Source organism: Agarivorans sp. QJM3NY_33 (assembly GCF_050870865.2).
GTDB lineage: Bacteria > Pseudomonadota > Gammaproteobacteria > Enterobacterales > Celerinatantimonadaceae > Agarivorans.
Genome location: NZ_CP194039.2, coordinates 4,977,255 through 5,001,487, shown reverse-complemented (window position 1 = coordinate 5,001,487; position 24,233 = coordinate 4,977,255). Strand labels below are relative to the sequence as shown.

24 protein-coding genes are annotated in these 24,233 nt (G+C 45.5%); 13 read left to right on the top strand and 11 right to left on the bottom strand.

The genetic code is table 11. The annotated features are described in order from the left end of the window. The first annotated feature begins 107 nt into the window (after window positions 1-107). The gene (locus ACRRSY_RS22640; RefSeq protein ID WP_432455308.1) at window positions 108-1,769 is read left to right on the top strand and encodes an AMP-binding protein; all 1,662 of its coding nucleotides are present in this window, start codon (window positions 108-110) and stop codon (window positions 1,767-1,769) included. A gap of 245 nt (window positions 1,770-2,014) precedes the next feature. Next, window positions 2,015-2,623 (top strand): thiol:disulfide interchange protein DsbA/DsbL, encoded by a 609-nt coding sequence (locus ACRRSY_RS22635; protein WP_432464081.1) that lies wholly within the window; start codon window positions 2,015-2,017, stop codon window positions 2,621-2,623. A 174-nt stretch (window positions 2,624-2,797) separates the two neighbouring features. Here ACRRSY_RS22635 and ACRRSY_RS22630 read toward each other — a convergent pair whose 3' ends face one another. Continuing rightward, window positions 2,798-3,532, bottom strand: coding sequence for a substrate-binding periplasmic protein (locus ACRRSY_RS22630; RefSeq protein ID WP_432464080.1), 735 nt, complete (start codon window positions 3,530-3,532; stop codon window positions 2,798-2,800). Next, window positions 3,520-5,196, bottom strand: coding sequence for an ABC transporter substrate-binding protein (locus ACRRSY_RS22625; RefSeq protein ID WP_432464079.1), 1,677 nt, complete (start codon window positions 5,194-5,196; stop codon window positions 3,520-3,522). The genes ACRRSY_RS22630 and ACRRSY_RS22625 overlap by 13 nt, the downstream gene beginning before the upstream one ends. A 417-nt stretch (window positions 5,197-5,613) precedes the next feature. Here ACRRSY_RS22625 and ACRRSY_RS22620 point away from each other — a divergent pair, with 417 nt between their 5' ends. Together ACRRSY_RS22620 and ACRRSY_RS22615 are read left to right on the top strand one after the other, a co-directional pair. Beyond that, window positions 5,614-6,048, top strand: coding sequence for an HIT domain-containing protein (locus ACRRSY_RS22620; RefSeq protein WP_432455312.1), 435 nt, complete (start codon window positions 5,614-5,616; stop codon window positions 6,046-6,048). Between the two features lie 35 nt (window positions 6,049-6,083). Continuing rightward, entirely contained in the window at window positions 6,084-6,323 is a 240-nt protein-coding gene (locus ACRRSY_RS22615) for a hypothetical protein (RefSeq protein ID WP_432464078.1), read from the top strand. A gap of 101 nt (window positions 6,324-6,424) precedes the next feature. On the opposite strand, the gene trmH is transcribed toward ACRRSY_RS22615, so the two are convergent. From trmH to gmk, 4 genes are all read right to left on the bottom strand, one after another. Continuing rightward, complete coding sequence (trmH, locus tag ACRRSY_RS22610; RefSeq protein ID WP_432455314.1) at window positions 6,425-7,141, bottom strand: tRNA (guanosine(18)-2'-O)-methyltransferase TrmH; 717 nt, start codon at window positions 7,139-7,141, stop codon at window positions 6,425-6,427. Between the two features lie 15 nt (window positions 7,142-7,156). Then, window positions 7,157-9,268, bottom strand: a complete 2,112-nt coding sequence (gene spoT / locus ACRRSY_RS22605) for a bifunctional GTP diphosphokinase/guanosine-3',5'-bis pyrophosphate 3'-pyrophosphohydrolase (RefSeq protein ID WP_432455315.1) — start codon at window positions 9,266-9,268, stop codon at window positions 7,157-7,159. A 107-nt stretch (window positions 9,269-9,375) separates the two neighbouring features. After that, window positions 9,376-9,651: a DNA-directed RNA polymerase subunit omega gene (rpoZ, locus tag ACRRSY_RS22600; protein WP_432455316.1), complete on the bottom strand. Its 276-nt coding sequence runs from the start codon at window positions 9,649-9,651 to the stop codon at window positions 9,376-9,378. 83 nt (window positions 9,652-9,734) lie between these two features. Further along, complete coding sequence (gene gmk, locus ACRRSY_RS22595) at window positions 9,735-10,361, bottom strand: guanylate kinase (RefSeq protein ID WP_432455317.1); 627 nt, start codon at window positions 10,359-10,361, stop codon at window positions 9,735-9,737. A gap of 232 nt (window positions 10,362-10,593) precedes the next feature. Between gmk and ppk2 the strand changes: the two genes are divergently transcribed. Next, the gene (gene ppk2 / locus ACRRSY_RS22590; protein ID WP_432464077.1) at window positions 10,594-11,373 is read left to right on the top strand and encodes a polyphosphate kinase 2; all 780 of its coding nucleotides are present in this window, start codon (window positions 10,594-10,596) and stop codon (window positions 11,371-11,373) included. 73 nt (window positions 11,374-11,446) lie between these two features. After that, window positions 11,447-12,115 carry a uracil-DNA glycosylase gene (gene ung / locus ACRRSY_RS22585; RefSeq protein ID WP_432464076.1) on the top strand — a complete coding sequence of 223 codons (669 nt, stop codon included), beginning with the start codon at window positions 11,447-11,449 and terminating at the stop codon, window positions 12,113-12,115. A gap of 62 nt (window positions 12,116-12,177) precedes the next feature. Here ung and ACRRSY_RS22580 read toward each other — a convergent pair whose 3' ends face one another. The 4 genes from ACRRSY_RS22580 to ACRRSY_RS22565 all read right to left on the bottom strand — a co-directional run bounded on the left by ACRRSY_RS22580 (window position 12,178) and on the right by ACRRSY_RS22565 (window position 15,385). Continuing rightward, the gene (locus ACRRSY_RS22580) at window positions 12,178-12,663 is read right to left on the bottom strand and encodes an LEA type 2 family protein (protein WP_432460523.1); all 486 of its coding nucleotides are present in this window, start codon (window positions 12,661-12,663) and stop codon (window positions 12,178-12,180) included. 169 nt (window positions 12,664-12,832) lie between these two features. Further along, window positions 12,833-13,291, bottom strand: coding sequence for an NfeD family protein (locus ACRRSY_RS22575; RefSeq protein WP_432460522.1), 459 nt, complete (start codon window positions 13,289-13,291; stop codon window positions 12,833-12,835). A gap of 3 nt (window positions 13,292-13,294) precedes the next feature. Then, window positions 13,295-14,230 (bottom strand): SPFH domain-containing protein, encoded by a 936-nt coding sequence (locus ACRRSY_RS22570; protein WP_432460521.1) that lies wholly within the window; start codon window positions 14,228-14,230, stop codon window positions 13,295-13,297. Between the two features lie 210 nt (window positions 14,231-14,440). Beyond that, on the bottom strand, window positions 14,441-15,385 hold the full coding sequence (locus ACRRSY_RS22565) for a LysR family transcriptional regulator (RefSeq protein WP_432464075.1): 945 nt from the start codon (window positions 15,383-15,385) through the stop codon (window positions 14,441-14,443). Window positions 15,386-15,542: 157 nt separating this feature from the next. Between ACRRSY_RS22565 and ACRRSY_RS22560 the strand changes: the two genes are divergently transcribed. The 5 genes from ACRRSY_RS22560 (at window position 15,543) to ACRRSY_RS22540 (ending at window position 19,510) form a co-directional block, all read left to right on the top strand. Beyond that, complete coding sequence (locus ACRRSY_RS22560; RefSeq protein ID WP_432455324.1) at window positions 15,543-15,926, top strand: DoxX family protein; 384 nt, start codon at window positions 15,543-15,545, stop codon at window positions 15,924-15,926. 61 nt (window positions 15,927-15,987) lie between these two features. After that, complete coding sequence (locus tag ACRRSY_RS22555) at window positions 15,988-16,827, top strand: pirin family protein (protein WP_432460519.1); 840 nt, start codon at window positions 15,988-15,990, stop codon at window positions 16,825-16,827. Window positions 16,828-16,849: 22 nt separating this feature from the next. Next, on the top strand, window positions 16,850-17,839 hold the full coding sequence (locus ACRRSY_RS22550) for a glutathione S-transferase family protein (protein WP_432455326.1): 990 nt from the start codon (window positions 16,850-16,852) through the stop codon (window positions 17,837-17,839). A gap of 70 nt (window positions 17,840-17,909) precedes the next feature. Further along, entirely contained in the window at window positions 17,910-18,905 is a 996-nt protein-coding gene (locus tag ACRRSY_RS22545; protein WP_432464074.1) for an ABC transporter substrate-binding protein, read from the top strand. Between the two features lie 107 nt (window positions 18,906-19,012). Continuing rightward, complete coding sequence (locus tag ACRRSY_RS22540) at window positions 19,013-19,510, top strand: DUF1456 family protein (RefSeq protein ID WP_432460516.1); 498 nt, start codon at window positions 19,013-19,015, stop codon at window positions 19,508-19,510. Between the two features lie 67 nt (window positions 19,511-19,577). On the opposite strand, the gene ACRRSY_RS22535 is transcribed toward ACRRSY_RS22540, so the two are convergent. Then, window positions 19,578-20,939: an MFS transporter gene (locus tag ACRRSY_RS22535; protein WP_432455329.1), complete on the bottom strand. Its 1,362-nt coding sequence runs from the start codon at window positions 20,937-20,939 to the stop codon at window positions 19,578-19,580. A 438-nt stretch (window positions 20,940-21,377) separates the two neighbouring features. Here ACRRSY_RS22535 and ACRRSY_RS22530 point away from each other — a divergent pair, with 438 nt between their 5' ends. Together ACRRSY_RS22530 and glmS are read left to right on the top strand one after the other, a co-directional pair. Further along, window positions 21,378-22,142 (top strand): DeoR/GlpR family DNA-binding transcription regulator, encoded by a 765-nt coding sequence (locus tag ACRRSY_RS22530; RefSeq protein ID WP_432455330.1) that lies wholly within the window; start codon window positions 21,378-21,380, stop codon window positions 22,140-22,142. A gap of 22 nt (window positions 22,143-22,164) precedes the next feature. Then, window positions 22,165-23,997 carry a glutamine--fructose-6-phosphate transaminase (isomerizing) gene (gene glmS / locus ACRRSY_RS22525; RefSeq protein ID WP_432455331.1) on the top strand — a complete coding sequence of 611 codons (1,833 nt, stop codon included), beginning with the start codon at window positions 22,165-22,167 and terminating at the stop codon, window positions 23,995-23,997. The last annotated feature ends 236 nt before the right edge of the window (window positions 23,998-24,233 follow it).

Sequence of the window (24,233 nt, the reverse complement as noted above, 5' to 3'; positions counted from 1 at the left end):
CCGAGTGTTTGTCACATTCCCTAGGCTAATATTTTGATTTAGCTGGCATCCTGTAGTTATCGATATAGGATTAACTGTAAAGGTTGGTTTTTTGTAAGGGGTTTGTTATGAAAAAGTTTGTGACACCAGTGGACGCTTTGATGCATTGGCAACGCATACAACCACAACAGGTCTATTTACGCCAGCCGATTGATGGTGTATTTCATGAAAAAACTTGGGCAATGGTGGCTCGTGAAGCTGGGCAAATTGCTCAAGGGCTGCGACAACAAAATTTAGCGCCGGGTGACAAAGTGGCGATTTTGGCCAAAAATAGCGCAGAATGGTTTATCGCTGATTTGGCTATTATCATGGCCGGTTGTATTAGTGTGCCTATTTATGCCACCGCCAGTGTCGATACCATCCGCTTTGTGTTGCAGCATAGTGAAGCAAAGTTATTGTTTGTTGGTAAGTTAGATGATTGGGATAAGCAAGCGGCCGCAATTCCTGATGGTTTAACTACGGTGGCAATGCCTTACCACACTATGGCTTGCGATATTCAATGGCAAGACTGGTTAGACCGTTTGTCGGCCATCGACAAACATCATCTTTGGTCGGCGCAAGACATTATGACCATTATTTATACCTCTGGTAGTACTGGTGAGCCGAAAGGTGCTGAAATTAGTTTTGCTGCTTATCGCTATGCCTGCGAGCGTCTGATTGTGGTATTAGAGGCCAATCGTGATGACCGGATGATTTCCTACCTCCCCTTAGCCCACATTACTGAGCGTGTTTATATACAAGGCACAAGTATTTTTAGCGGTCAACCTACGGTATCTTTTGTTGAATCGTTAGCCGCTTTTGCCGACAATTTACGCAGTGTTCAACCAACCTTATTTATTTCGGTACCGCGGCTATGGGCACGTTTTCAGCAAGGCGTATTTGAAAAAATCCCCCCTAAGAAGCTTAAGTTGTTACTGACGGTTCCGCTGTTGTCGAGTTTGATCAAATTAAAAATAAGAAAGGCTTTGGGGTTGAATAAGGCGCGTATTTTAGGTTGTGGCAGCGCACCGATTGCCCCCGCCTTATTACATTGGTATCAAACGCTCGGTCTTAACATCTCAGAAGCGTGGGGGATGACCGAAAACTTAGCCTATGGCAGTTTAAATGTGCCTTTTAGAGCCGATAAGATAGGAACCATCGGTAAAGTTGGCCCTGGGGTAGAATTGAAGCTGTCCAATCAAGGTGAAATTCTGGTGAAAGGCAAAGCGATGATGCGAGGCTATTATAAACACCCAGAGTTGAGCGCCGAGGCGTTGGTCGATGGTTGGCTGCACACTGGTGATAAGGGAACCATCGATAGCGACGGTTATCTAAAAATTATAGGCCGGCTTAAAGAAAGTTTTAAAACGGCGAAAGGAAAGTATGTTGCGCCAGTTCCTATTGAACAGCGCCTTGCGGAAAATTCGATGATAGAACAGGTGTGTGTGGTTGGTAGTGCATTGACTCAGCCCTGCGCCTTAGTTGTGTTAGCTGCTGAGCTGAAGCAGCATTCGCAGCAGCAAATCGAAACCAGCTTAGGCCGTACACTAACTCAGGTAAATCAGCATCTGGAAAGCCATGCCAAACTGTCTCATTTGATAGTGGTAGAGCAGGATTGGAATGTTGATAATGCCTTGCTCACGCCCACATTAAAAATTAGGCGCAGTGAAATTGAGCACTGTTATGCAAGCTTAATTCATCAGCCTGCAGAGGCCGAAGTGATGTTTGAAAACGGACACTGGTACACTTAAGTCGCGCGGGATTGTTGAACGCTGCTATTCATCTTGTTGTAGGTTGTAGGCGTTAATGCTTACCTAGATAAACTTAAGTATTTGTTTTTATTTTTATTTTATATATAAATGGAAGCTAATGACTCTTATTATCATCCCTTCGCTCTCGCGGAGGGGGTGATAAAGTCATGGTAAAGCGATTGACCGAGTACTTGCTTATCTTTATGCTCGGTTTTTTATGGGTACATTGAAGGAATTTTAGATTGATGAAAAAAATACTGATTGCTCTCATGGCGCTGTTGGTTATACCGATGGCATTGGCGACAGACTTTAAGCAAGGCACACATTATGAAGTGATTAAGCAAACCGCCACCGCAAAGCCCGAAGTTATGGAGTTTTTCTCTTACTACTGTCCCCATTGTTATAAGTTTGAACCGGTAGCGAAAAGCATTCAATCCTCTTTGCCTGCTGGAGTTGCATTTAAGAAGAGCCATGTGAGTTTTCTCGGTGGTAAAGTCATGGGCGAAGAAATGGTTCGTGCCTATGCTGTGGCAGAAATGCTAAATGTGGATTCGCAAGTAAGCAGCGCTATTTTTGATGCAATCCATGTTAAGCGCCAGCGTTTTTCTAGTCGTGATGATATTCGCGATATTTTTGTTGCCAATGGTGTGGATGCCAAGAAATTTGACAGTGCTGCCAACAGTTTTGTGGTCAATGGCATGGTGTCGCAGATGGATAAAAATACCATTAACTATAAAATTCGTGGGGTACCCGCTTTAGTGATTAATGGTAAATATCAAGTGAACACTGGATCGGTTAAATCTCTTGAAGAGCTCAATCAATTAGTGACTTACTTGGTTAACTTAAAAGTCTAATCCTTCACAATTCCTTATAAGAAAACAGTCTCTTTAGGCTGTTTTTTTGTTTGTCTTCATTGGCTAGATATTGATATGTATTATCGGTGCTAATTTCGCGCTTTTAGTACCAATCTAGCTCATTATTTATCCATGTTGGCGGGCCTAAATCACCGCTAACTGCGCCCAATGGCTCTATAAATCTGTGTTTATCCCATATAGTCGTTGATAGTGCTGTATCAGTTTGTTTATTTCTCCGGAGCGCTGTAGTTGGTTTAAGTGTTCTTGTAGGCGCTGCAATATGGCTGGATTACTTTGTTTATTACAGGCGATGGCTTCTAATGAACTATAAAACTCAAATCCTTGCGGGTTAATATCCAAATTATTATTGTCCAGTATATAGGCGGTTAATAAAGTATCACTGGCCCAGGCATCGATTCGTTCTCGGTGGAGTTTTTCGGCGCTGTTTAGGTTGGTTGTTGTTAAGTCTAGTTTCAAATTAAAACTACTTAAGTACTCGCTCACGCTACTACCGAGGTAGCTGCCTATTTTTATACCATTAAAATCAGCCAAACTACGTAAGTTTTTGGCATTCTTATGTCGTTGATATAGGGCGAAACGATTGGCGAATAGTGGACTTATCCAAGTAAATAAGCTTTCTCTTGATTCAGTTCGTTCAATCGTAAATACGCAGCTATTGGGGGAGTAGAGAGTGAGCTTGTAGGCTCGTTTAGGAGACAAAACCCTGAGTTGGAGATCGAGTCCACTTTTTTGTTTGAGTAATTGAAATATATCAATATTAAGCCCCGAGAGTTGTTGTTGCTCTTGAATTACATAGGGTGGGTTGACATGTGTATAAAAAATCAAGGGGCTGGCATTTGCGGCCAGTGCCATCAGCCCCAAATAAAGTGCGATGATTACTTTTTCCATGATTGTAGCAAGTCTGAGTAGTTGATTGTTTTACCTTGCGGTTTTTCATTGCTCAGGGGCGGTTTAGGTGAACCGGGTTGATTTAACCAATACTGTTTATCTTTGATGGGATTGAGTTGAGGGTTGCATAGAGTTTGGCTGTGTTGATTTAGTTTTGCTAAACCCCGATCCATGTGTTCGGCGAGTTCACTCATGATGAGTGGAATGTTGGCTCCAGGTTGATTCACTCGACCAATGTATTGCCACCAAAGCTCTGATAAGCTTGGGTAGTGGGGGACATTAAAGCCCGTGGGAGTCCATTCGTTACGAGCCTCACTTTGGTAAAACTCGACTAAGCCTCCCAATTCTGCAGAGCGTGCGCTGAAATTGTCTGAGTTGACATCACTGAGTCGGATCGGCGTGAGGCCGACCATGGTTTTTTTCAGAGACACGGTTTTAGCAACATTAAATTGAGCATACAGCCAAGCCGCTTGCTGTTTTTTTAAGCTTGTTGATTTTAATAAGGTCCAACCGCCCACGTCTTGATAACCCGATTTCATTCCTTGTTGCCAGTAAGCGCCGCGTGGTGCAGGTGCAACCCGCCAAAGTGGTAATCCTTGGGAGTCAGTCAATGGTAGGTTGGGATGGCTTAAATCGGGGATAAAGGCGGTATACCAAAATATCTGTTGGGCAATGTGTCCCTTTTTTAGTTCGGCTTGGGCTTGATATAAATCTAAATTGATAGCCTCGGGGGGGGCGAAACGTTTCAGCCAATCGGCATATTTTTCTATCGCGTAAATGGCCGCGGGTGAGTCGAGAGCCCCGCCTCGTTTTACAGTTGCGCCTACAGGGTGGCAATCTTGGTTACGGATCCCCCATTCATCGACTGGTAGACCGTTTGGTAGACCAACATCCCCCACCCCTGCCATCGATAACCAACTATCGGAGATCCGCCAACCCAATGAAGGGTCGTTTTTACCAAAGTCCATATGACCATATACTTTTTGTCCATCAAGCTCTTTGACGTGAATGGTGAAAAACTCAGCGATGTCTTCATAAGCTGACCAGTTCTGAGGTACTGCCAGTGGATAGCCATATAGTTGAGCAAATCGTTGTTGCAGTTCTGGGCGCTCAAACCAGTCTTGTCGATACCAATAGAGGTTTGCAAATTGTTGATCCGGCAACTGTAATAAGTTGCCATATGGATCGGTGGTGAAGGCAAGTCCCATAAAGTCGCTTAAGTCTAAATTTGGCAGGGTAACGGCTTTGCCTTCTTCCTGCATAAAATGACTCAAATTGAGTATTTTATTGGAGCGGTAATGGCCACCAATGAGATCGCTGTCACTCACATAAATGTCGTAATGGTTGATGCCTAAATCGATTTGATTATGTAATTTTTTGACCACGTCATTTTCATTAATGACTTCATGGATCACCCTAATACCGGTGAGATCTTGAAATAATGGTGCGATAACGGTTGCTTCATACCAATGTGTGCTTATACGCTCGGTTGCAACACGAATGGTCATTCCCTGATAGGGTTTGGCGGCTTGTTTAAACCAGATTAATTCTTCGATTTGTTGCTGGCGACTGAGGGTTGACGGGCTAAATTCATCTAACCATGGATCCCATTCTTCGGCGAGACTCACGCTACTGAGAGCGCAGCACAATAGTATTGTTCGCATGTTATCCACCTATTGTTATATCCTCCTACTAAAAATAGCAGATGTTTAAAAATTGAAGCCTAAGACTTTCTGGGATGAGCTGGGTTTTGAATTTGAATTCTGGATATTAGTGATTTATTTTTATATTAAATAACATAAGAACTCTACTTAAATCATGAGGCTTGTTGTGCCCATGCTTAAGTCGTTTGAATAGCGTTGTGGCCCCCCTTAGGCTTTGTTTTTGGGTGCTCGTATCGAATGATTTATGTTCTAGTATAAAAGCGTAACAATGTGCTGAAGCTCGCCGTATAATCATTTTTTGATTGGTGTTTATTCCTTGGTTTCTGATGCTATGAGGGCGAGCGTAAGAATCGGCAAAGGTTTAAGCGCTGAAGGTTTGTATTGGTGAGCCTAAAAACCCACATCTTAGGAAATACGATGACTGATTTTGTGTTACATCCGCAATTGGCAAAAGACGGCATTTGGCTCGGCGATTTTGAACTATGCCGAGTATTATTAATCAATGATAGTCAATTTCCATGGCTAGTATTAGTACCAATGGAAGATAATATTGCTGATATTTACCAGTTGGATAATTGTCAACAAGCGCAGTTTTGGCGAGAATCTAAACGGGTCAGTGAAGCCTTAATGGACCTCTATCAAGGGGACAAATTAAATCTTGCTGCTTTGGGAAATGTGGTGCCGCAGCTACATGTGCATCATGTGGTGAGGTTTCATGATGATCCGTTGTGGCCGCAAGCCATTTGGGGACAATTGCCGCTCAAAGCCTACAGCCCTGAGCAGCGTGCGAAGCAGGTGAGCCAGATCCAACAGGCTCTGCAAGCGCATTGGCAGGTGGTCGCCGAATCATGATGTAACAATTGGACTTAAGCTAAATAGGATAAACAATGGAAGGTTTTTGGCGTTGGTTATTGATTATCATTGTGGTGATGTTATTGGTGCGTTGTGAAACTCATGCGTCTTTATATCAGGCTGAAAGCAATGGCATCCGATTAGAGATCCCTCGATTCTTAGCTACCCCGTTTGTTTGGGTGGATAAGCAAGTGGGCCAGCCGATGGTATGGGGTTATCATTTGCCTTGGGATGATGATTATCAATTTAAGCTATATTCGAGTGAGAGCGAGTAGTCCTCACTTGAATAAGTGTAGCCTGGTGTTGCGATGTTAATAGCGGCCGATGGACTCATAGCCACTGACCAATAAGGTCAATGGCTGTTGATTGGCGAAGCTTATGACTCGTCGTCCAGATGATCCCAGGCTTCTTTGTTCATTTGTACCTTGGCCCACCAAGTATCATCGGCGGCAATTTGGCCATGTTCATCTATCTGTGGGATGGGTAAACCCTTGCGTTTGCAGACATCGGCAAAAATCGGGTGGCCGCCTTCAAACATAATCCTGTTTTGCTCTTCTGGGCTGACCAAGCAAGGACCCTGATACATCCCCGCCAGTTGGCGTTGTCGCTGCGCTTCATAAAGAATCAGTGCACTAGCCACCGAAACATTCAGTGACTGTACCATCCCAACCATGGGGATAATAATGTCTTGATCGGCTAAGGCAAGCGCAGTATCAGAGATCCCGTATTTTTCCTGGCCCATTAAGATTGCGGTGGGTTTGGTATAGTCAATCTCACGAAAGTCTACCGCACTATCTGACAAGTTGGTGGCTAAAATCTGCATGCCGCTGTTGCGTAACTGAGCCACTGCATCTTCGATCTTGTCGTGGTTATGCACTTTCACCCAGTTTTGACTGCCGGTGGCGGTGCCTCGACGAAGTTCGTCTTTATAGTTTTCCCAAATGGCATGTACATGGTCGACACCCACGGCATCACAGGTACGCACAATCGCCGATAAGTTATGTGGCTTGTGTACGTTCTCCATACAAACGGTTAAGTCTGTTTGGCGGGCGTCTAACATAGCGCGAATGCGCTGATGGCGTTCAGGTGTCATTAGTTTCTCGTTTATTTAATTTCTTAAGCGAACCACCCGTAATACCTCTGGCATGACTCGGATTTTTCGCATGATGTTGGCTAGGTGGATACGGCTATGGGTGGTAATGAGCAAGTCGACGGTATAAACCCGTCCTTCTTTTTCTTCGGTGACAATGTTTACGATATTGGCACCAGTCGAGGCTACGACATTGGTTAAACTGGCTAGGATCCCTTGGTGATTAACCATGTCGATACGCATTTCGGTTTTGTATTCGCTGGTATTCTCGGCATCTTTTGACCAATCGACATTGATGTAGCGATCAGGCTCTTTTTGATAGCCGCTGATATTTTTACAGGATTCGAGATGCACCACTAAGCCTTTGCCTTGGCTTATATGTGCCACGACCGGATCGCCGGGAATAGGTCGACAGCAGTTGGCATAAGTGAGTAACAAACCCTCGGCGCCTTGAATCGCGATAATCCCTTTGCCCTTGTGTTGGCCAAGTTCTTCGGTATTGCCCAATAATCGTCTACCGACCACAATACTCATGGCATTGCCTAAGCCGATTTCGGCTAACAGATCGTCGATAGACTCCGCTTTTAGATCTTGTAATACCTGCTCCAGGTGTGCCGGATCGATGTTGGCGAGTTTGGTACTGCCTAGCGCATGATTTAACAGGCGGCGGCCTAAACTAACCGATTCTTCGCGGCGTTGATTTTTTAACAATTGGCGAATTTTACCGCGTGCCTTACCGGTCACCACAAAGTTTAACCAAGCGGCATTGGGTCGAGCGCCCGGAGCGGTGATGACTTCGATGGTTTGACCATTACTTAAGGCTTTGCTAAGAGGGAAAGGGTGACGGTTTACCCGTGCGCCTACACAGGCGTGGCCCACATCGGTATGGACCGCATAGGCGAAGTCTACCGGGGTGGCGCCGGCTGGTAGTTCAATAATTTTCCCTTCTGGGGTAAATACATAAATTTCATCGGGGAACAGATCGGTTTTCACATTTTCGATAAATTCGAAGGAGCTGCCAGCACTTTGCTGTAGTTCTAACAAGCTCTGCATCCAACGCTGGGCTCTAATTTGTGCGGTGGTGCCAGGGCTTTCGCCTGCTTGTTTGTATGTCCAGTGTGCGGCCACACCTTTATCGGCCATTTGGTCCATGTGCTCGGTACGAATTTGCACTTCGACAGGGACGCCGTGAGGGCCAACCAACGAGGTATGCAGGCTTTGATAGCCATTAGCCTTAGGAATCGCGACATAGTCTTTAAATCGGCCTGGGCGAGGTTTGTAGAGGCTATGGCTAATACCTAAGGCGCGATAACAGGTATCAAGTTGGTCAACGATGATTCGAAAGGCATAAATGTCCATCACTTCATGGAATTGAAGCTCTTTGCTGACCATCTTCTTATAGATGCTATAGAGGTTTTTTTCGCGGCCAGTCACCGATGCTTCGATCCCTGCATCTTCGATCCGCCCTTGTAGCTCTTGATGGATCCCGTTGATTAATTCTTTACGATTGCCACGGGCATTTTTTACACACTCTTTTAAGACGCGATAACGCATTGGATAGAGCGCTTCAAAACCGAGTTCTTCTAGTTCAGTTTTGATGCTGTGGATCCCCAACCGATTGGCGATGGGCGCGTAAATTTCGAGGGTTTCCCGGGCAATTCTGCGCCGTTTGTCTGGGCGCAGCGAACCCAAGGTTCGCATATTATGGGTGCGGTCGGCGAGCTTGATTAAAATCACCCGAATATCTTGAACCATCGCCATCATCATTTTGCGAAAGTTTTCGACTTGGGCTTCTTTTTTGTCGCGAAACTTAATTTTATCGAGCTTACTTACGCCCTCCACCAAGTCGGCAATTTCACTGCCAAACTGTTCACTGAGTTGTTCATAAGTTACCGGTGTATCTTCGATGGTGTCGTGCAATATCGCGGCCGCGAGGGTTTGATGGTCCATCCTCACCTCGGCTAAAATCCGCGCCACCGCTAGTGGGTGGGTAATATAAGGCTCTCCGCTAGAACGGAACTGGCCTTCATGGGCATCTCGACCTAATAAATAAGCATCACGTAACAGGATCACGTGTTCTTCACTTAAATAACTAGAAGCGACTTCGCGCAAGCTTTCGAATAAATACAAACAGTACCTCAGTAGCAGAGGATCGCAGTGATAGATATGATTGAATGAATTATGGGAGTTTTACCGTGCGGAGTAAACCCAGCACGGTAATTTTATAGCGGGAAGATCTAGATGCGTTTATCGGCGATAGCTGCAACAGCTGCCAATTCGGCTGCTTCACGTTCTTGACGTTCTTGACGGTCTTGAGCATCCATGGTTTCGGTGGTGATCAAACCTTCTTCAATTTCACGTAAAGCGATAACTGTGGGTTTGTCGTTATCTGCGTCAACTAGAGGCTCTTTACCTTCTACTGCGATCTGACGCGCGCGACGTGCGGCGATAAGGACAAGGTCAAAGCGGTTGCCGACTTGTTCTACTGCATCTTCTACTGTTACTCGTGCCATGCACAGCTCCGTTGATGTATGTTGACTAAAAATGACGCAAGATCCTAGCCGATCTTAGCAAGATTTGCTAGAACTTACGGTATTTATTTCGATAAAAGTTCATTTAGCAAGGCTTGGTGTTTTGCTGCTTGCTGTCGAGTTTGTAACCTTTGGCTCGTAATGATGGCGGTTAATTCACTGAGCGCCTCATCAAAATTGCCATTGATGATTAGATAATCGTATTCATCGTAGTGGGACATTTCGCTTTCGGCTTCATTCATTCGTTTTTTAATTACTTCAGGGCTGTCTTGGCCACGCATGTGCAAGCGGTTTTCCAGCTCCTCACGACTGGGAGGCAGAATAAATACCGATACCGCTTCTGGCATCATCATTTTCACTTGGCGAGCGCCCTGCCAATCGATATCTAAAAATACATCGATCCCTTCGGCGAGGGTTTGCTCAATGCTATGCCGAGAGGTTCCATAAAAGTTGCCAAATACTTCGGCGTATTCGAAGAAGGCTTGTTCATCGATGAGCTGTTTAAACTGATGATGGTCTACAAAATGGTAGTGATTACCATCGATCTCACCGGGACGGACCGATCGGGTGGTATGCGAGACAGACACTTGAGCGGGATAAGCGCGATGGCGCGAAAGATAAGCATTAATCATGCTTGATTTACCTGCGCCGCTGGGGGCCGATACGATATAAAGAGTGCCTGTGATTGCCATGCTGAGTTCTTAGCGAGTGTATAAAGGCGCCTAAGGTTACCATTTTAAGTTTTTTTTTAAAGTATTGTCAGTGAAAATTCATACCAAGTGCTCACTCTGCTGAACGGATTTACTAAGCTTAAATCGTTATGCTTAGTGTGAAGCATTATTAGTTTTACGATCTATTGATTTAACTCTTTGTATTCATTGGTTTTATTTTCAATGCAGTTGAACAAACAAGGTGAGCGAGTCTATGGCTGATAAATTGAGTAAACGAGAGTATGAGCAGTGTTTAACCGAATTGCAGGTTGAGTTGGTGAAACTACAGCGCTGGATAGTGGAAACTGGCTTGAAAGTGGTGGTGATTTTTGAAGGTAGGGATGCGGCTGGTAAAGGGGGAGTGATTAAACGTATTGCGGAAAAGCTTAATCCTCGCGTTTGTCGGATTGCCGCCTTGCCTGCGCCGAGTGAGCGCGAGAAAACCCAATGGTATTTTCAGCGTTATGTGGCGTATTTGCCTGCGGCCGGAGAAATGGTGCTGTTTGATCGTTCTTGGTATAACCGTGCTGGCGTGGAAAAGGTGATGGGCTTTTGTGATGAGCTGCAACATCAAGATTTTCTTCGCGCCTGTCCTGAATTTGAACGGATGTTGATCCGCTCCGGTATTATTGTATTGAAGTATTGGTTTTCGGTTTCCGATGAAGAGCAAGAAAAGCGTTTTCTCGAGCGAATTAACAATCCCTTAAAACGCTGGAAATTTAGTCCGATGGATCTTGAGTCTCGCTCTCGTTGGGTGGCCTATTCTCAAGCCAAAGATGAAATGTTCGCGCATACCGATACCAAACATTCTCCGTGGTGGGTGGTGAATTCGGATGACAAGAAACGTGCGCGACTCAACTGTATTCGTCATCTGTTATCGCAAATTGATTATCAAGAGTTACCGCATCCAGCGATCGAATTACCGACGATTGATCGCCAAGGTTATGTCAGAGTGCCGTTGCATGAGCAAAGTTTTGTGCCGGAGTCTTATTAGCTGAAGCCCACAGCATATCGATCTGTTGGGCGATCAGTTATGATGTTGGCGTATGACTAATAGAGAGCAAACCGTGACCAAAGCGTTGACATGGGACAGATTACTGGAGGCTGAGAAGCAACAAGCTTACTTTCAGACTCTGATGAAACGAATTAAAGATGAGCGTCAGGCTGGGAAGCTGATTTATCCTGCCGATACGCAGTTATTTGCCGCCTTTGAAGCGACGCCCTTGGCTAAACTAAAAGTTGTGATTTTGGGTCAAGATCCTTATCACGGGCCAGGCCAAGCCCACGGTTTAAGTTTTAGTGTGCCGCCGGGCATTAAGATCCCGCCTTCTTTGCGTAATATCTATAAAGAATTGGCGACCGATATCAGTGGCTTTGAGATCCCCGAGCATGGCGACCTGCTGGCTTGGGCTGAACAAGGGGTATTGCTGCTAAATACCGTATTGAGTGTAGAACAGGGCAAGGCTCATTCTCATGCCAAATATGGTTGGGAGCAATTTACCGATACGGTGATCGCTCAAATTAATCAGCACTGTTCTGGTGTGGTCTTTTTATTGTGGGGCGCGCATGCACAACAAAAGGGGCGAGCCATCGATAGCTCGCGGCATCATTGCTTAACGGCGGTGCACCCATCACCTTTGTCGGCGCACCGAGGATTTTTTGGCTGTCAACATTTCTCCCAAACCAATCGTTTACTGAGTGAGCAGGGGCAAAAGCCGATTAATTGGCAAGTTTAACTCAACGGTTCGGTGTTGCGTCGCAGCGCTAGCATCATTTTTAACGGTTGCGAGACATCGAGCTATAGGCTTGAGTTGAGAGTATCGCCGAGATCTTCCAATTTCAGTTTGCCCTCCTCATTGAGTGTAATGTCGGGCCAAAAGCTGCCGAGATCTAGTTTCACTTTGACCTGATATGCTAACTCCGGACGCGACTGTTGCATTAAGGAGCTAAGCAAGCGAAAACTGGCAATCAGGTTGGCTTGGGCGGGCAGGCTAAAATTTGCTTCTCCATAGCCGGGAACACTGGGTAAATCGCTGGTGGCACCGTTGACCACCTCATGGCCATTCAAGGATAAGGAATAGACGGCGCCAGCGAGGCTTAGGGCTTGTTGGTTGGGGTTGACCACCCGCAGATTAATCTTGAAATTAGGAGCCATACCATCACTGCTGACTGGTACAACCGAGACTAAATTAACCTTGGGAGCTTCGGTGGGGGCGATACTACTACAGCCGTTCAAAGCAATAATAAGCAATAAAACAGTGGGTTTAGTGAACAATTTAAGCATCCATTTTAGCCTACGAGAGTGAGCGGAGAACAGGCTTAAGTTAAGCATAATTGTTTGGGTTTTGCATGCTGAATCAAGCGCCTGTTCGCTAACAGAGCATTCTACTGAGAAGTTATGGCGTATACTGAAAGGGACTGGTGAGAGCAACCGCTCTCACCAGTGAAAGCATTTAATCAACTGGCTTGACCCAAAAGGTTCCCACTTCCACTTTAATCACTTCTACTTCAGTATCGGCGGCAATGGCTTGTTCGCTTTTTAACACCCAGCTAATCCCTGAATGTTTATAGCTACTTTGACCGCGTCTATCGATGGCTTGCTCACAAAAGAAACGGTGACCGTCAAAGTCACTGCTTACTGTTTTATCATCGGAATGATTTTGTAGTTTGCGCATCGGTTTCCACAGCAAACCGGCTAATACGCTGCTGGCAATCGCATTCGACAGCAAGATGCTATTCCAGCTATCAGCCAGTATATCTAACCAAATCAAAGAGCCTGTCAGCACCAACGACAAACCAACAAAAAATAAAATAAAGGTGGCAAAGCCGATCAGGCCAACTTCAATGGTCAGCAAGATCAAGCCTAGCGCAACCATGGTTTGTGGAATGTGATTGGCAAACAGCTCAGTCATGATTTAACCTCGATTTAGGGTATTTAAAATACTAGTTGCCTGGGCGACTATAGAGCCTGCCTCACTGCTGCTATCAGGTAATAATACCACGGTTGATTCTTTGGCTATTGCCAATTTCGCTTCAATGGCTTTAGTCGCTAAGTCTAGTTGTACCGCTTTTTGGCCTTGTTCGGTTGCAGCAGAGGCACCAATGGTATTAATCGCCTGTGCTTGTGCGTCGGCAACCGCTATTAATGCTTGCGCTTCGCCTTGAGCTTTTAATACTTGTTCTTGTTTTTCAGCTTCGGCAGCTAAAACACGCGATTGTTTTTGACCTTCGGCAATATTAATCGCGGCGGCTTTTTCACCTTCCGATTCGAGAATTTTAGCGCGACGTTCACGTTCGGCACGCATTTGCGATTCCATCGCATCCATAATTGATGCTGGTGGCGTAATATCTTTAATTTCATAACGCATGACTGCGACGCCCCAAGAGGCGGATGCTTCATTGATTGAATTGACAATCTCTGCGTTGAGGGTGTCACGTTCCTCAAAGGTTTTATCCAATTCAATTTTACCGATTTCTGAGCGCATGGTGGTTTGTGCGAGCTGGGTAATTGCGAAAACATAGTCTTCTACACCATAGGTGGCTTTGTAAGGCTCAAGGACTCGAAAGTACAATACGCCGTCAACCGTGAGTGAAATATTATCTTTGGTAATCGCGGCTTGGCTCGGAATATCGAAGGCTTGTTCTTTTAGGGTTCGACGCGCTGCAACCTGATCGACCATCGGTAATAGAAAGTTCAGCCCGGCTTCTTTGGTGGATTGGTATTTACCGAAGCGCTCGACGACCCAGGCTTCATTTTGTGGCACAAATTTAATCGATGATTTCAGCACAAATAGTGCAAAAATCAGCAGCGCGACTTGAACAGTGAGAACATAATCAAAAACGATCGGCATATGACTTTCCTTAACGATGAGTTAAAAATGATGGATGCTGCGAAATAGTGGTTGAGCGGGCTAAGCTGAATTCAGCAAAATTTGGCTTGATTCGCCGTGCCTATTATAATTTTTAAGCTGCAAGATAAACATAAAATCTCTTGAGAATACAGCGCTTTTTGATAGTCATGTGATTAAATGAGTAAAGCTTGCTTCAAAGTTTGTCGAGACTCACGAATGTGGTTCTGCGGGCTGTTTTAAATGCTGAGCAATCGCCTGATCCCAGTAGGGGTTATTGCCAAAGCGCTGACATAAAAAATCAATTAGTAAGCGTGCTCGTTGTGATAAATAACGAGTATTCGGGTAGATAGCCCAGGCGTATAAACTTGGTGTTCGATATTGTGGCAATACTGGTACTAAGTCACCAGTGGCAATACTACGCCAGGCGATAAAACTAGGGCTAAAGCTAATTCCATGACCAGCAATACTCATGTCTTTTAAGAAGTCACCATTGTTCGCGGAGATATGCGGTTGATAATTCACCTGATGACGCAGTCCTTTGCTATCGAACAAAATAAAGTTGGTCGTGGGTAGATTGCTGTAATGCAATATTTGATGTTGCTTCAGATCTTCAGGGTGTTGGGGGGTGCCATGCCGCTGTAAATAGCTCGCTGAAGCAACCAGAAGGAAGTTGATTGGGGTGATTTTTCGTGCCTTGAGGCTCGAATCTTTTAGCTCGGCGATGCGCAATGCGAGGTCGATTCCTTCGGCGACTAAATCTTGTTGGCTATCGGTCAGGCTGATCTTTAACTGTAGCTGCGGGTGTAACTGCATAAAAGCATCGAAGGCCGAATTGAGATGACTGAGGCCAAATGACAAAGGAACGGCGACATGTAAGGAACCACTGAGTGCGGTATTTTGCTGGCTTGTTTGGTGATTGAGTTGGTTAATGTCATCCAGAATGGCGAGGCTGCGTTGGTAATAGCTTTGGCCATGATCATTTAGTTTTAAGCGGCGCGTACTACGCTGTATTAAGCTGATCCCCAAGCGTTGCTCTAACCCACTTAGGCGTCGACTAACCACAGACTTCGCCATTCCCAACTGCTCGGCGGCGCGAGTAATGCTACCGGCTTCTACCACCCGTACAAAAATCTGCATGTCTTCTAACTGGCCCATCTTTACCTCGCGAGTTGAACTTTTGAATCGTTCTATTGTTGCTATTATAGGAACAATAATTTGCTAAACACACTATTTATTGAACCAATATTGATGGTTATGCTGAGTCTAATAGTTGGGGAGACCCAGTTGATATCACATCAATTAGGAAATGAAGATGAAACAAATACAATTATTGGCTCAACCGCTTGGCCGTTTACTTTTAGCATTAATGTTTGTCCTTTCTGGTTTTGGAAAAATTGGCGCTTATGCCGGTACTCAAGGTTATATGGAGGCAATGGGAGTGCCGGGTGCTTTATTACCCTTAGTGATTGCCCTTGAATTGGTCGGTGGCTTGGCCATTGTTGTGGGCTGGAATACCCGTATCGTGGCCTTTTTGTTGGCAGGCTTTAGTGTCGTGGCGGCGCTGTTGTTCCACGGCAATGTTGATGACCAGATGCAGATGATTCTATTTATGAAAAATATTTCGGTTGCGGGCGGCTTTCTATTATTAGTTGCTCATGGTGCTGGTGCTTATTCCTTGGATAATCGAAAAGCATAGCGCTTGCTTGTGCTAAACAAACATCAATTGTGCTCAAGATTCTCAGTGCTAGGAGTTAAAAATGAAACATCGCCGAACCGTGATTAAGCGAGTGACAGGCCAAGCCACCCAGGATGGGGCTGGTGTTAAGTTAACTCGGATTCTTGGTAGTCAGCAATTACCCATGCTGGATCCCTTTTTAATGTTGGATTGTTTTGAGTCAGATCAGCCAGATGATTATTTGGCGGGTTTTCCCGAACACCCGCATCGTGGTTTTCAAACCGTCTCTTATATTCTTAATGGCAAAATGCGACATAAAGATAGCGTCGGTAATGAGGGGGTGATTGAAGCTGGTGGGGTGCAATGGATGAGTGCTGGCAGAGGGGTTATTCACTCCGAAATGCCAGAGCAGCAAGACGGCTTATTAAAGGGCTTTCAGCTTTGGATTAATTTGCCGGCCGCGCAGAAAATGTCGGCACCAAGCTATCAAGAGTTTAGTGCCGAGCAGATCCCGCAAAGCCGAGATTTACAAGGTAATCTGATTCGGGTCATTGCGGGTGAGTTGGCAGATGGTACTCAAGGCCCTGTGCAAGTGGTGCACCAAACGGCGACTTATTTGGATATTAGCATGGTGGCGGGCGGGCAGTTGCAGCTGGATTTGGTACAATCTCAACAAGCTTTTATCTACGTGATTGAAGGGCAACTTCAGGTGGCGGATGACCCAGAACCTTTAAATGCTTACCAGTTAGCGGTACTAGACTTTGGTGAGGCGTTGCAATTAAGCAGTCATTCAGCTTGTCGACTATTGTTAGTTGGTGCCGAGCCCTTGAACGAGCCTGTGGCCTGGGGAGGCCCGTTTGTGATGAATTCGCGTGAAGAAGTACTGCAGGCCTTCGACGATTTTCAAAATAATCGATTTTAAGCTTGAACAACGAGGAACGGGTATGGGTTTATTGGTTGACGGTGAATGGCAAGATCAGTGGTACGACACGGCGAAGCATCAAGGACGCTTTCAGCGCAGTGAAGCTCAGTTTCGCCATTGGGTTACCGCCGATGGTTCCGCAGGCCCGACAGGAGAGGCGGGTTTTAAAGCCGAAGTGGGCCGTTATCATTTGTATGTGTCTTTGGCTTGTCCTTGGGCGAATCGGACTTTAATTTTTCGTAAGCTTAAGGGACTGGAAGAATTCATCGATTATTCGGTGGTACATTGGTACATGGCTGAAAATGGCTGGACCTTCGCTGAGGGCGAAGGGGTGGTGAAAGACCCGCTTCATCATGCTGAATTTATGCATCAAATCTATACTGCTGCCGCTCCAGATTACTCGGGGCGAGTCACCGTGCCAGTGCTCTGGGACAAACAGCGGCAAACCATAGTGTCTAATGAATCGGCGGACATTATTCGTATGTTTAATTCTGCTTTTGATTCACTCGGCGCTAAACTCGGTGATTACTATCCGCAAGCATTGCGCGAAGACATCGACGCACTTAATCTACGGATTTATGAGACGGTGAATAATGGCGTTTATCGGGCTGGTTTTGCCACCAGCCAAGCGGCTTACGAAGAGGCTGTGGTCCCCTTATTTGCAAGTTTAGATTTTTTAGAGCAGGTCTTGAGCGCTCAGCGTTATTTGTTGGGTTCTGAATTAACCGAGGCGGATTGGCGTTTATTTACCACCTTGATCCGCTTTGATGCGGTCTATGTCGGGCACTTTAAATGTAATTTAAGGCGCATAGCCGACTATCCTCATTTGCATGCTTACATGCTGGATTTGTATCAAATGGAAGGTATTCGTGAGACCATCAATTTAGCGCATATTAAGCAACACTATTATCAGAGTCATCGGATGATTAACCCAACAGGGGTGGTGCCGAAAGGACCTGATTTGGGTTTAGACCAGCCGCATGGGCGAGAACAGCTAACGCTCATTCCGTGATATACCACTGAGGCGCTTGCAGGGGCATTGGTTATACTGTAAGCACTTCATCATCTAGTTAAGTTGGCTCGTGAACAAACTTTACGCTCGATTATTCTGCATCATGGCGCTATTTTGCTGTTGGACGATTCAAGCAAAACCAAAAATCTTGGTGATTGAAAGCTATCAGCAGCAAGAATTATGGGACAGCCAGTATATCGCGGGTTTGAAATCGCTGCTCGCAGCCGATTATCAGCTCGAATATTTTCAAATGAATACCAAAAATTTACCCGCAAAACAGCATCGCGGTCGAGGTGAAATCGCTTGGCAATATTATTTGGATGTGCGGCCTGAACTTGTCATTCTAGGTGATGATGAAGCCCTGCAATATCTGGGTCCTCGTTTTGCCAAAACAAAACTACCAGTGGTTTATTTGGGAATTAATCATAGCCCTCGTACCTACCATGTTGATCGGCGAGTGAATATCACTGGTGTATTAGAACGACCATTGCTTGAACCGTCGGTGGCAATGATTAGTCAGTTATTAGCCAGTAAAGCTAAGCGTGTATTATTATTGTTTGACGACAGTCACGCGTCAAAAATTATTCAGCAAGAGCTCTTTGCAAATCAAACAAGCATGCAGGTGGCGGGTGTCGAACTGGAATTGCGCTTGCTTAATCATTGGCAAGCTTGGCAAGCAAACGTTGAAAGCATGCAACAACAGGGGTTTGATGCGGTAATTTTTGGCTCGCTTGAGGGGATCCGTGATAGTGCCAATCAATATGTGACCACCGAACAAGTGTTAACTTGGTCAGTGGCTCATTCACCAGTGCCTCCCTTTAGTTTTTGGGATTTTGCCGTTGGTGAAAATAAAGCCATTGGCGGTCTGGTGGTGGATGGTTTTGAACAAGGGCGCTTAGCCGCGGGCTTAGCGAAAACAATACTTGAAGGAGAGCCTGTGGTTCCCCGCAGTTTAGGTCCACTTACGGCTGCCAAAGGACGTTATTTATTTAGTCGCTCACAGTTGGCTCGTTATCAAATTCAACTGCCTGAAACCATTGCGAGCAAGGCGAACTATGTTGACTAAACGCAATAATAAGCCTTGAGAGAGTATCTACTTTAACGTCATTGAAGTAGAATTCTGCAGATTTTTCGCCCTCGGCTTGCCGTTTTTGTTTGATTTAGGATGTTTACATGACTAATAACGATATTCTTCGTCGCCTTCGCTATTGTTTTAACTTGAATGATAACAAGATGATTGCCATTTTTGCTCAAGCTGATGTTGAAGTGAGTCGCGCCGAAGTGAGTGACTGGCTCAAGAAAGACGATGATCCGGCTTATAAAAATTGCACCGACAAAACTTTGGCAACGTTTCTGAATGGTTTTATTAACGAGCGACGGGGCAAGCGGGAAGGGGCTCAGCCAGAGCCTGAAAAACGTTTAAATAACAATCAGATATTAATGAAGCTAAAAATAGCTTTAAATTTAAAAGCGGAAGATATGTTAGCGGTATTAGGCTTAACTGGGTTTCAGTTGGGTAAACATGAATTGAGCGCCTTTTTCCGCAAGCCTGATCACAAACATTATCGTCTTTGTAAAGATCAGGTGATGCGCAATTTTTTACACGGTTTGCAGCTTAAATACCGAGCAGAGCCAGAGGAATTGCCAGATTTTGAATGGGATGCTGAATAGCTCATCCGGCATGTAAAAAGCCGAGCGCATGCTCGGCTTTTTGGTGTTTAATTAAACCTCACCCTGTTTAGGCTGGCTGTGCTGTTGCTGTGTTTGAGTCTGGTTCGCTGACTAAGCTGGGGTCATCTTGATCATTGATGGTGAGAGTGATTACAGCGGCGATAGCCATTGACGCGCCCCCTAATACCAAGGCCATCATCGAATCTCCGCCAAATATTTCACGAGTAATATAGCCTAGCAAGCCAGCGGCTAAAATTTGTGGGATAACGATGAAGAAGTTAAATACCCCCATGAAGAAACCCATTTTTTTGCTTGGTAATGAACCGGCTAAGATGGCATAAGGCATACAAAGAATGCTGGCCCAGGCGAAACCAATACCGACCATATTTAACAGTAACATCTTTGGATCGGCGATAAAGTGCATGCCAGCTAAACTAATACCACCAATCAATAAGCAAACGGCATGAACAAATTTTCGACTAGTTCGATGAGCCAACCAAGGCAGTGCAAAAGCGGCAAGGGCGCTAATACCGTTATACATCGCAAAACATAAGCCTACCCAGTCAGCTCCTTCGTTATATAAGCTTGAAGCAGTATCGTTGGTGCCGTAGATACTACTGGTGACTGCCGAGGTGGTATAGATCCACATTGCAAACAAGGCAAACCACGAGAAAAATTGAACGATAGCCAGGCGGCGCATGGTCGCTGGCATTTTTTTTAGGTCGGCGATAACGGTAGCGAATCCTGAACGATTCTCTGGTTCAGCTTCTTCTGGGGAGGGTTCAAAGCGTTCCATCTCTTGTGGGCTATATTCTTTGGTTTTAAACACCGTCCATAATACTGCACAAAGGAATACGGCTGCACCGGCATAAAATGAAATTTTAACCGAAGGCGGGATCATACCTTCTGGTGCGGTATTGGCGATACCAAGCCAATTCGACAGCATGTAAGGCATGGCTGAGGCAATTACTGAACCGACACCAATGAAGAAGGTTTGTACTGCAAAACCCTGGGTGCGCTGTTCCGAGGGGAGATTATCTGCGACTAAGGCACGGAAAGGTTCCATTGAAATATTGATTGACGCATCGAGGATCCACAACATGCCCGCTGCAATCCAAAGATGAGGAGAGTTGGGCATAACCAATAGCGCTATGGACGACATAATCGCACCCACCAAGAAATACGGACGGCGACGACCTAGTCCGTTCCAGGTGCGGTCACTCATATAGCCAATAATAGGCTGGACCAATAAACCAGTCACTGGCGCTGCCAGCCACAAAATAGGTATTTGATCGATGCTTGCACCAAGCGTTTCGAAAATTCGACTGACATTGGCATTTTGTAAACCAAAGCCAAATTGAATACCAAGAAATCCGAAACTCATGTTCCAGATCTGCCAAAAACGTAATTTGGGTTTGTTTGTGTTCATCGCGATGCTTATTCGTTGGGGAGAGTTTATCTGACCTTGATGATCAGCCGCTTAATCGGGGTGATTTTCACAGTAAAAGCTTTCCTTTTCCACGATAACTGCGTGACGCCGATCACAGTATCATCTGAAAGCGTTACCACGCTCACAAAAATGCTTATTTATGTTAGTGCTTGTTAAATTGCTGTATGGCGTGCGCAAATTTTTTGTGATCTTTGGATTGAAAAATAATCTTGGTTAGGGGATGTCTATGCCCGAGGTTCATTATTCTTGCTTGGGAATAGAGTCGCTGGACTGGTATTTACGGTCAGCTCAGCTACGCTTTTTATATGATTAAAGTTGCAGTTTTCGCAATCAAGCTTGTCTATATTTACGACAAGGGTTGATATTAAGTTTCACTTAAATATAATATCTTTCGATTCGAAACTTAAGTCGAAAGATATGATCAAAAGAAATACTCAACAACGACGTCGTTTAATATTGGAAAGGCTGACCGAGCAAGGTGAGGTGAAGGTTGACGAACTCGCTCAGTTTTGTGCAACTTCAGAAGTGACCATCCGAAAAGATTTGGCGAGCTTAGAAGCAAATGGTTTGTTATTGCGACGCTACGGCGGTGCGGTACCGATCCCTAGCGAGTTAATTCATGAGCATGGTGATGAGCTAATTTCTGCTCAAAAACAAGCTATTGCTAAGTCTGCGGCGGGTTTAATTCGAGATCATAATCGTATCATTATCGATAGTGGTAGCACGACCGCTGCACTGTTACCTGAGTTATCAGATAAAGAAGGTTTAGTGGTGATGACCAATTCTTTAAGCATTGCTGCTGCGCTGCGTGAGTTGGAAAACGAACCTACACTTTTGATGACGGGAGGAACTTGGGACCGTCATTCAGAGGCATTTCAAGGGCAGGTCGCGGAGCAGGTCTTAAGGGCCTACGATTTTGATCAATTGTTTATTGGTGCAGATGGGATCGACGTACTGCGGGGTTCAACTACCTTTAATGAGCTGGTGGGTCTTAGCCAAGTGATGGCAGAGGTTGCTCGTGAAGTCGTGGTCTTAGTCGAATCGAATAAAGTAGGCAGAAAAATTCACAATCTAGAGTTGGCTTGGTCAAATATTTCAACTTTAGTTACAGACAATCAGCTAGAAACCAAAGTTGCAGAGCAAATACGGGCTCAAGGCGTCAACTTGGTGATAGCACCATAGTATCTATCACAAGGACATAAATATGTGTGGAATTGTAGGAGCTGTTGCTCAACGAGATGTTGCCGATATTTTAGTGGAAGGTTTACGTCGTTTGGAATATCGCGGATATGATTCATCTGGTGTAGCAACGTTGACTCCCGATGGCGTATTAAGCCGAGTGCGCTGTTTAGGCAAGGTGCAAGAATTAGCCGATGCCTTAGTCAAATCCCCGGTATTGGGCGGCACTGGCATCGCTCATACCCGTTGGGCGACTCATGGCGAGCCAAGCGAACGCAATGCTCACCCGCATGTTTCATGTGAAACCATTGCGGTGGTACATAACGGTATTATTGAAAACCATGAGCCGCTGCGCGAACAACTCCAGGCGAAAGGCTATCTATTTTCTTCTGAAACGGATACCGAGGTGATTGCTCACCTAGTGGAGCATAAATTAAAGCATCACCAAAGTTTGTTAGAGGCGGTTCAGTCTGCAGTGGCGGAGCTGGAAGGCGCTTACGGGATGGTGATTATGGATAAACGCGACCCCTCTCGTTTGGTGGTCGCTCGTTCTGGCAGTCCTTTGGTGATTGGTTATGGGGTGGGTGAAAACTTTATTGCTTCCGATCAATTAGCCTTGTTACCCGTCACTCGCCGTTTTAGCTTCCTAGAAGAAGGTGATGTTGCCGAAGTGACACGTCATTCGGTGACTATTTTTGATGCCAATGGTCAATCGGTTGAGCGCGAAGTTACCGAGTCAACCGCGGCACACGATGCCGGTGATAAAGGTCAATACCGTCACTACATGCTTAAAGAAACTTATGAGCAACCGATTGCTATTCAGCGAACCTTAGAAGGTCGCTTAAAAGCGGGTAAGGTGCTCGACAGCGCCTTTGGTGAAAAAGCCGCTGCTATTTTGCCGAGCATTGAGCATGTGCAAATTATTGCCTGTGGAACCTCTTATAATTCGGGCATGGTGGCTCGTTATTGGTTTGAAGAGTTGGCTGGCATTCCTTGTAATGTTGAGATCGCTTCTGAGTTTCGTTATCGCAAGTCCTGCACTCCGAAAAATAGCTTGTTAGTCACTTTGTCACAAAGTGGTGAAACGGCCGATACCTTAGCGGCGCTGCGTCTGGCGAAAGAGCAAGGCTATACCGCCAGCTTAACGATTTGTAATGTGGAAGGCTCATCATTAGTACGTGAATCCGACATGGCCTACATCATGAAAGCGGGTGCCGAAATTGGAGTCGCTTCCACTAAAGCCTTTACCGTGCAATTGGCGGGTTTATTGATGTTGGTAGCAGCCATTGGTCGTAATCAAGGGCTAAGTGCAGAAATGGAGCAGCGGATCGTGAGTGCTTTGTTGGCTTTACCCGCGAAAATCGAGCAAGCTTTAACTTTAGATGGTGCGATTGAAGAATTAGCCGAAGACTTTGCCGACAAACATCATAGTTTGTTCCTCGGCCGCGGAACTCAATATCCGATAGCCATGGAAGGTGCGTTGAAGTTAAAAGAAATTTCTTACATTCACGCCGAAGCATACGCGGCGGGTGAGCTTAAACACGGCCCCTTAGCCCTGATTGATGCCGAAATGCCAATTATTGTGGTGGCGCCGAACAATGAGTTATTAGAAAAGCTTAAATCTAATGTTGAAGAAGTTCGGGCTCGAGGTGGCATTTTATATGTGTTTGCCGATAAAGACGCCAAGTTTAGCAGCGATGAAACCATGCGGGTGATTAATGTGCCTCATGTTGATGAACTGATCGCGCCTATTGTTTACACCATTCCGATGCAGCTCTTGTCTTATCATGTCGCATTAATTAAAGGCACCGATGTAGACCAACCACGTAACTTGGCCAAGTCGGTCACTGTGGAATAGCGACTCGGCGGTGATGGTTCGAGCTGTCGGCGGACAATAAAGTCTCGCACCAAGTATTAAAGTGTCATATTAAAATGGCAGCGCTCACGATGTGGACGCTGCCATTTCTAAAACGTTTTTGCCCCGTTCTGTGTTAGCAACGGGGTAAAAGCTTTCGCCTACGGCGACGTCATTAAGCTTCAACGAGCAAAGCTTAGCTAAGCAAAAAGAAAGCTCGCCCTGCATCTTCTTAAACC

What these genes read in the sequence shown, in the direction of transcription:
- ACRRSY_RS22640 (WP_432455308.1), top strand. Translation starts at nt 108, where the DNA reads ATGAAAAAGTTTGTGACACCAGTGGACGCTTTGATGCATTGGCAACGC.
- ACRRSY_RS22635 (WP_432464081.1), top strand. Translation starts at nt 2,015, where the DNA reads ATGAAAAAAATACTGATTGCTCTCATGGCGCTGTTGGTTATACCGATG.
- ACRRSY_RS22630 (WP_432464080.1), bottom strand. Translation starts at nt 3,532, where the DNA reads ATGGAAAAAGTAATCATCGCACTTTATTTGGGGCTGATGGCACTGGCC.
- ACRRSY_RS22625 (WP_432464079.1), bottom strand. Translation starts at nt 5,196, where the DNA reads ATGCGAACAATACTATTGTGCTGCGCTCTCAGTAGCGTGAGTCTCGCC.
- ACRRSY_RS22620 (WP_432455312.1), top strand. Translation starts at nt 5,614, where the DNA reads ATGACTGATTTTGTGTTACATCCGCAATTGGCAAAAGACGGCATTTGG.
- ACRRSY_RS22615 (WP_432464078.1), top strand. Translation starts at nt 6,084, where the DNA reads ATGGAAGGTTTTTGGCGTTGGTTATTGATTATCATTGTGGTGATGTTA.
- trmH (WP_432455314.1), bottom strand. Translation starts at nt 7,141, where the DNA reads ATGACACCTGAACGCCATCAGCGCATTCGCGCTATGTTAGACGCCCGC.
- rpoZ (WP_432455316.1), bottom strand. Translation starts at nt 9,651, where the DNA reads ATGGCACGAGTAACAGTAGAAGATGCAGTAGAACAAGTCGGCAACCGC.
- gmk (WP_432455317.1), bottom strand. Translation starts at nt 10,361, where the DNA reads ATGGCAATCACAGGCACTCTTTATATCGTATCGGCCCCCAGCGGCGCA.
- ppk2 (WP_432464077.1), top strand. Translation starts at nt 10,594, where the DNA reads ATGGCTGATAAATTGAGTAAACGAGAGTATGAGCAGTGTTTAACCGAA.
- ACRRSY_RS22580 (WP_432460523.1), bottom strand. Translation starts at nt 12,663, where the DNA reads ATGCTTAAATTGTTCACTAAACCCACTGTTTTATTGCTTATTATTGCT.
- ACRRSY_RS22575 (WP_432460522.1), bottom strand. Translation starts at nt 13,291, where the DNA reads ATGACTGAGCTGTTTGCCAATCACATTCCACAAACCATGGTTGCGCTA.
- ACRRSY_RS22570 (WP_432460521.1), bottom strand. Translation starts at nt 14,230, where the DNA reads ATGCCGATCGTTTTTGATTATGTTCTCACTGTTCAAGTCGCGCTGCTG.
- ACRRSY_RS22565 (WP_432464075.1), bottom strand. Translation starts at nt 15,385, where the DNA reads ATGGGCCAGTTAGAAGACATGCAGATTTTTGTACGGGTGGTAGAAGCC.
- ACRRSY_RS22560 (WP_432455324.1), top strand. Translation starts at nt 15,543, where the DNA reads ATGAAACAAATACAATTATTGGCTCAACCGCTTGGCCGTTTACTTTTA.
- ACRRSY_RS22555 (WP_432460519.1), top strand. Translation starts at nt 15,988, where the DNA reads ATGAAACATCGCCGAACCGTGATTAAGCGAGTGACAGGCCAAGCCACC.
- ACRRSY_RS22550 (WP_432455326.1), top strand. Translation starts at nt 16,850, where the DNA reads ATGGGTTTATTGGTTGACGGTGAATGGCAAGATCAGTGGTACGACACG.
- ACRRSY_RS22540 (WP_432460516.1), top strand. Translation starts at nt 19,013, where the DNA reads ATGACTAATAACGATATTCTTCGTCGCCTTCGCTATTGTTTTAACTTG.
- ACRRSY_RS22535 (WP_432455329.1), bottom strand. Translation starts at nt 20,939, where the DNA reads ATGAACACAAACAAACCCAAATTACGTTTTTGGCAGATCTGGAACATG.
- ACRRSY_RS22530 (WP_432455330.1), top strand. Translation starts at nt 21,378, where the DNA reads ATGATCAAAAGAAATACTCAACAACGACGTCGTTTAATATTGGAAAGG.
- glmS (WP_432455331.1), top strand. Translation starts at nt 22,165, where the DNA reads ATGTGTGGAATTGTAGGAGCTGTTGCTCAACGAGATGTTGCCGATATT.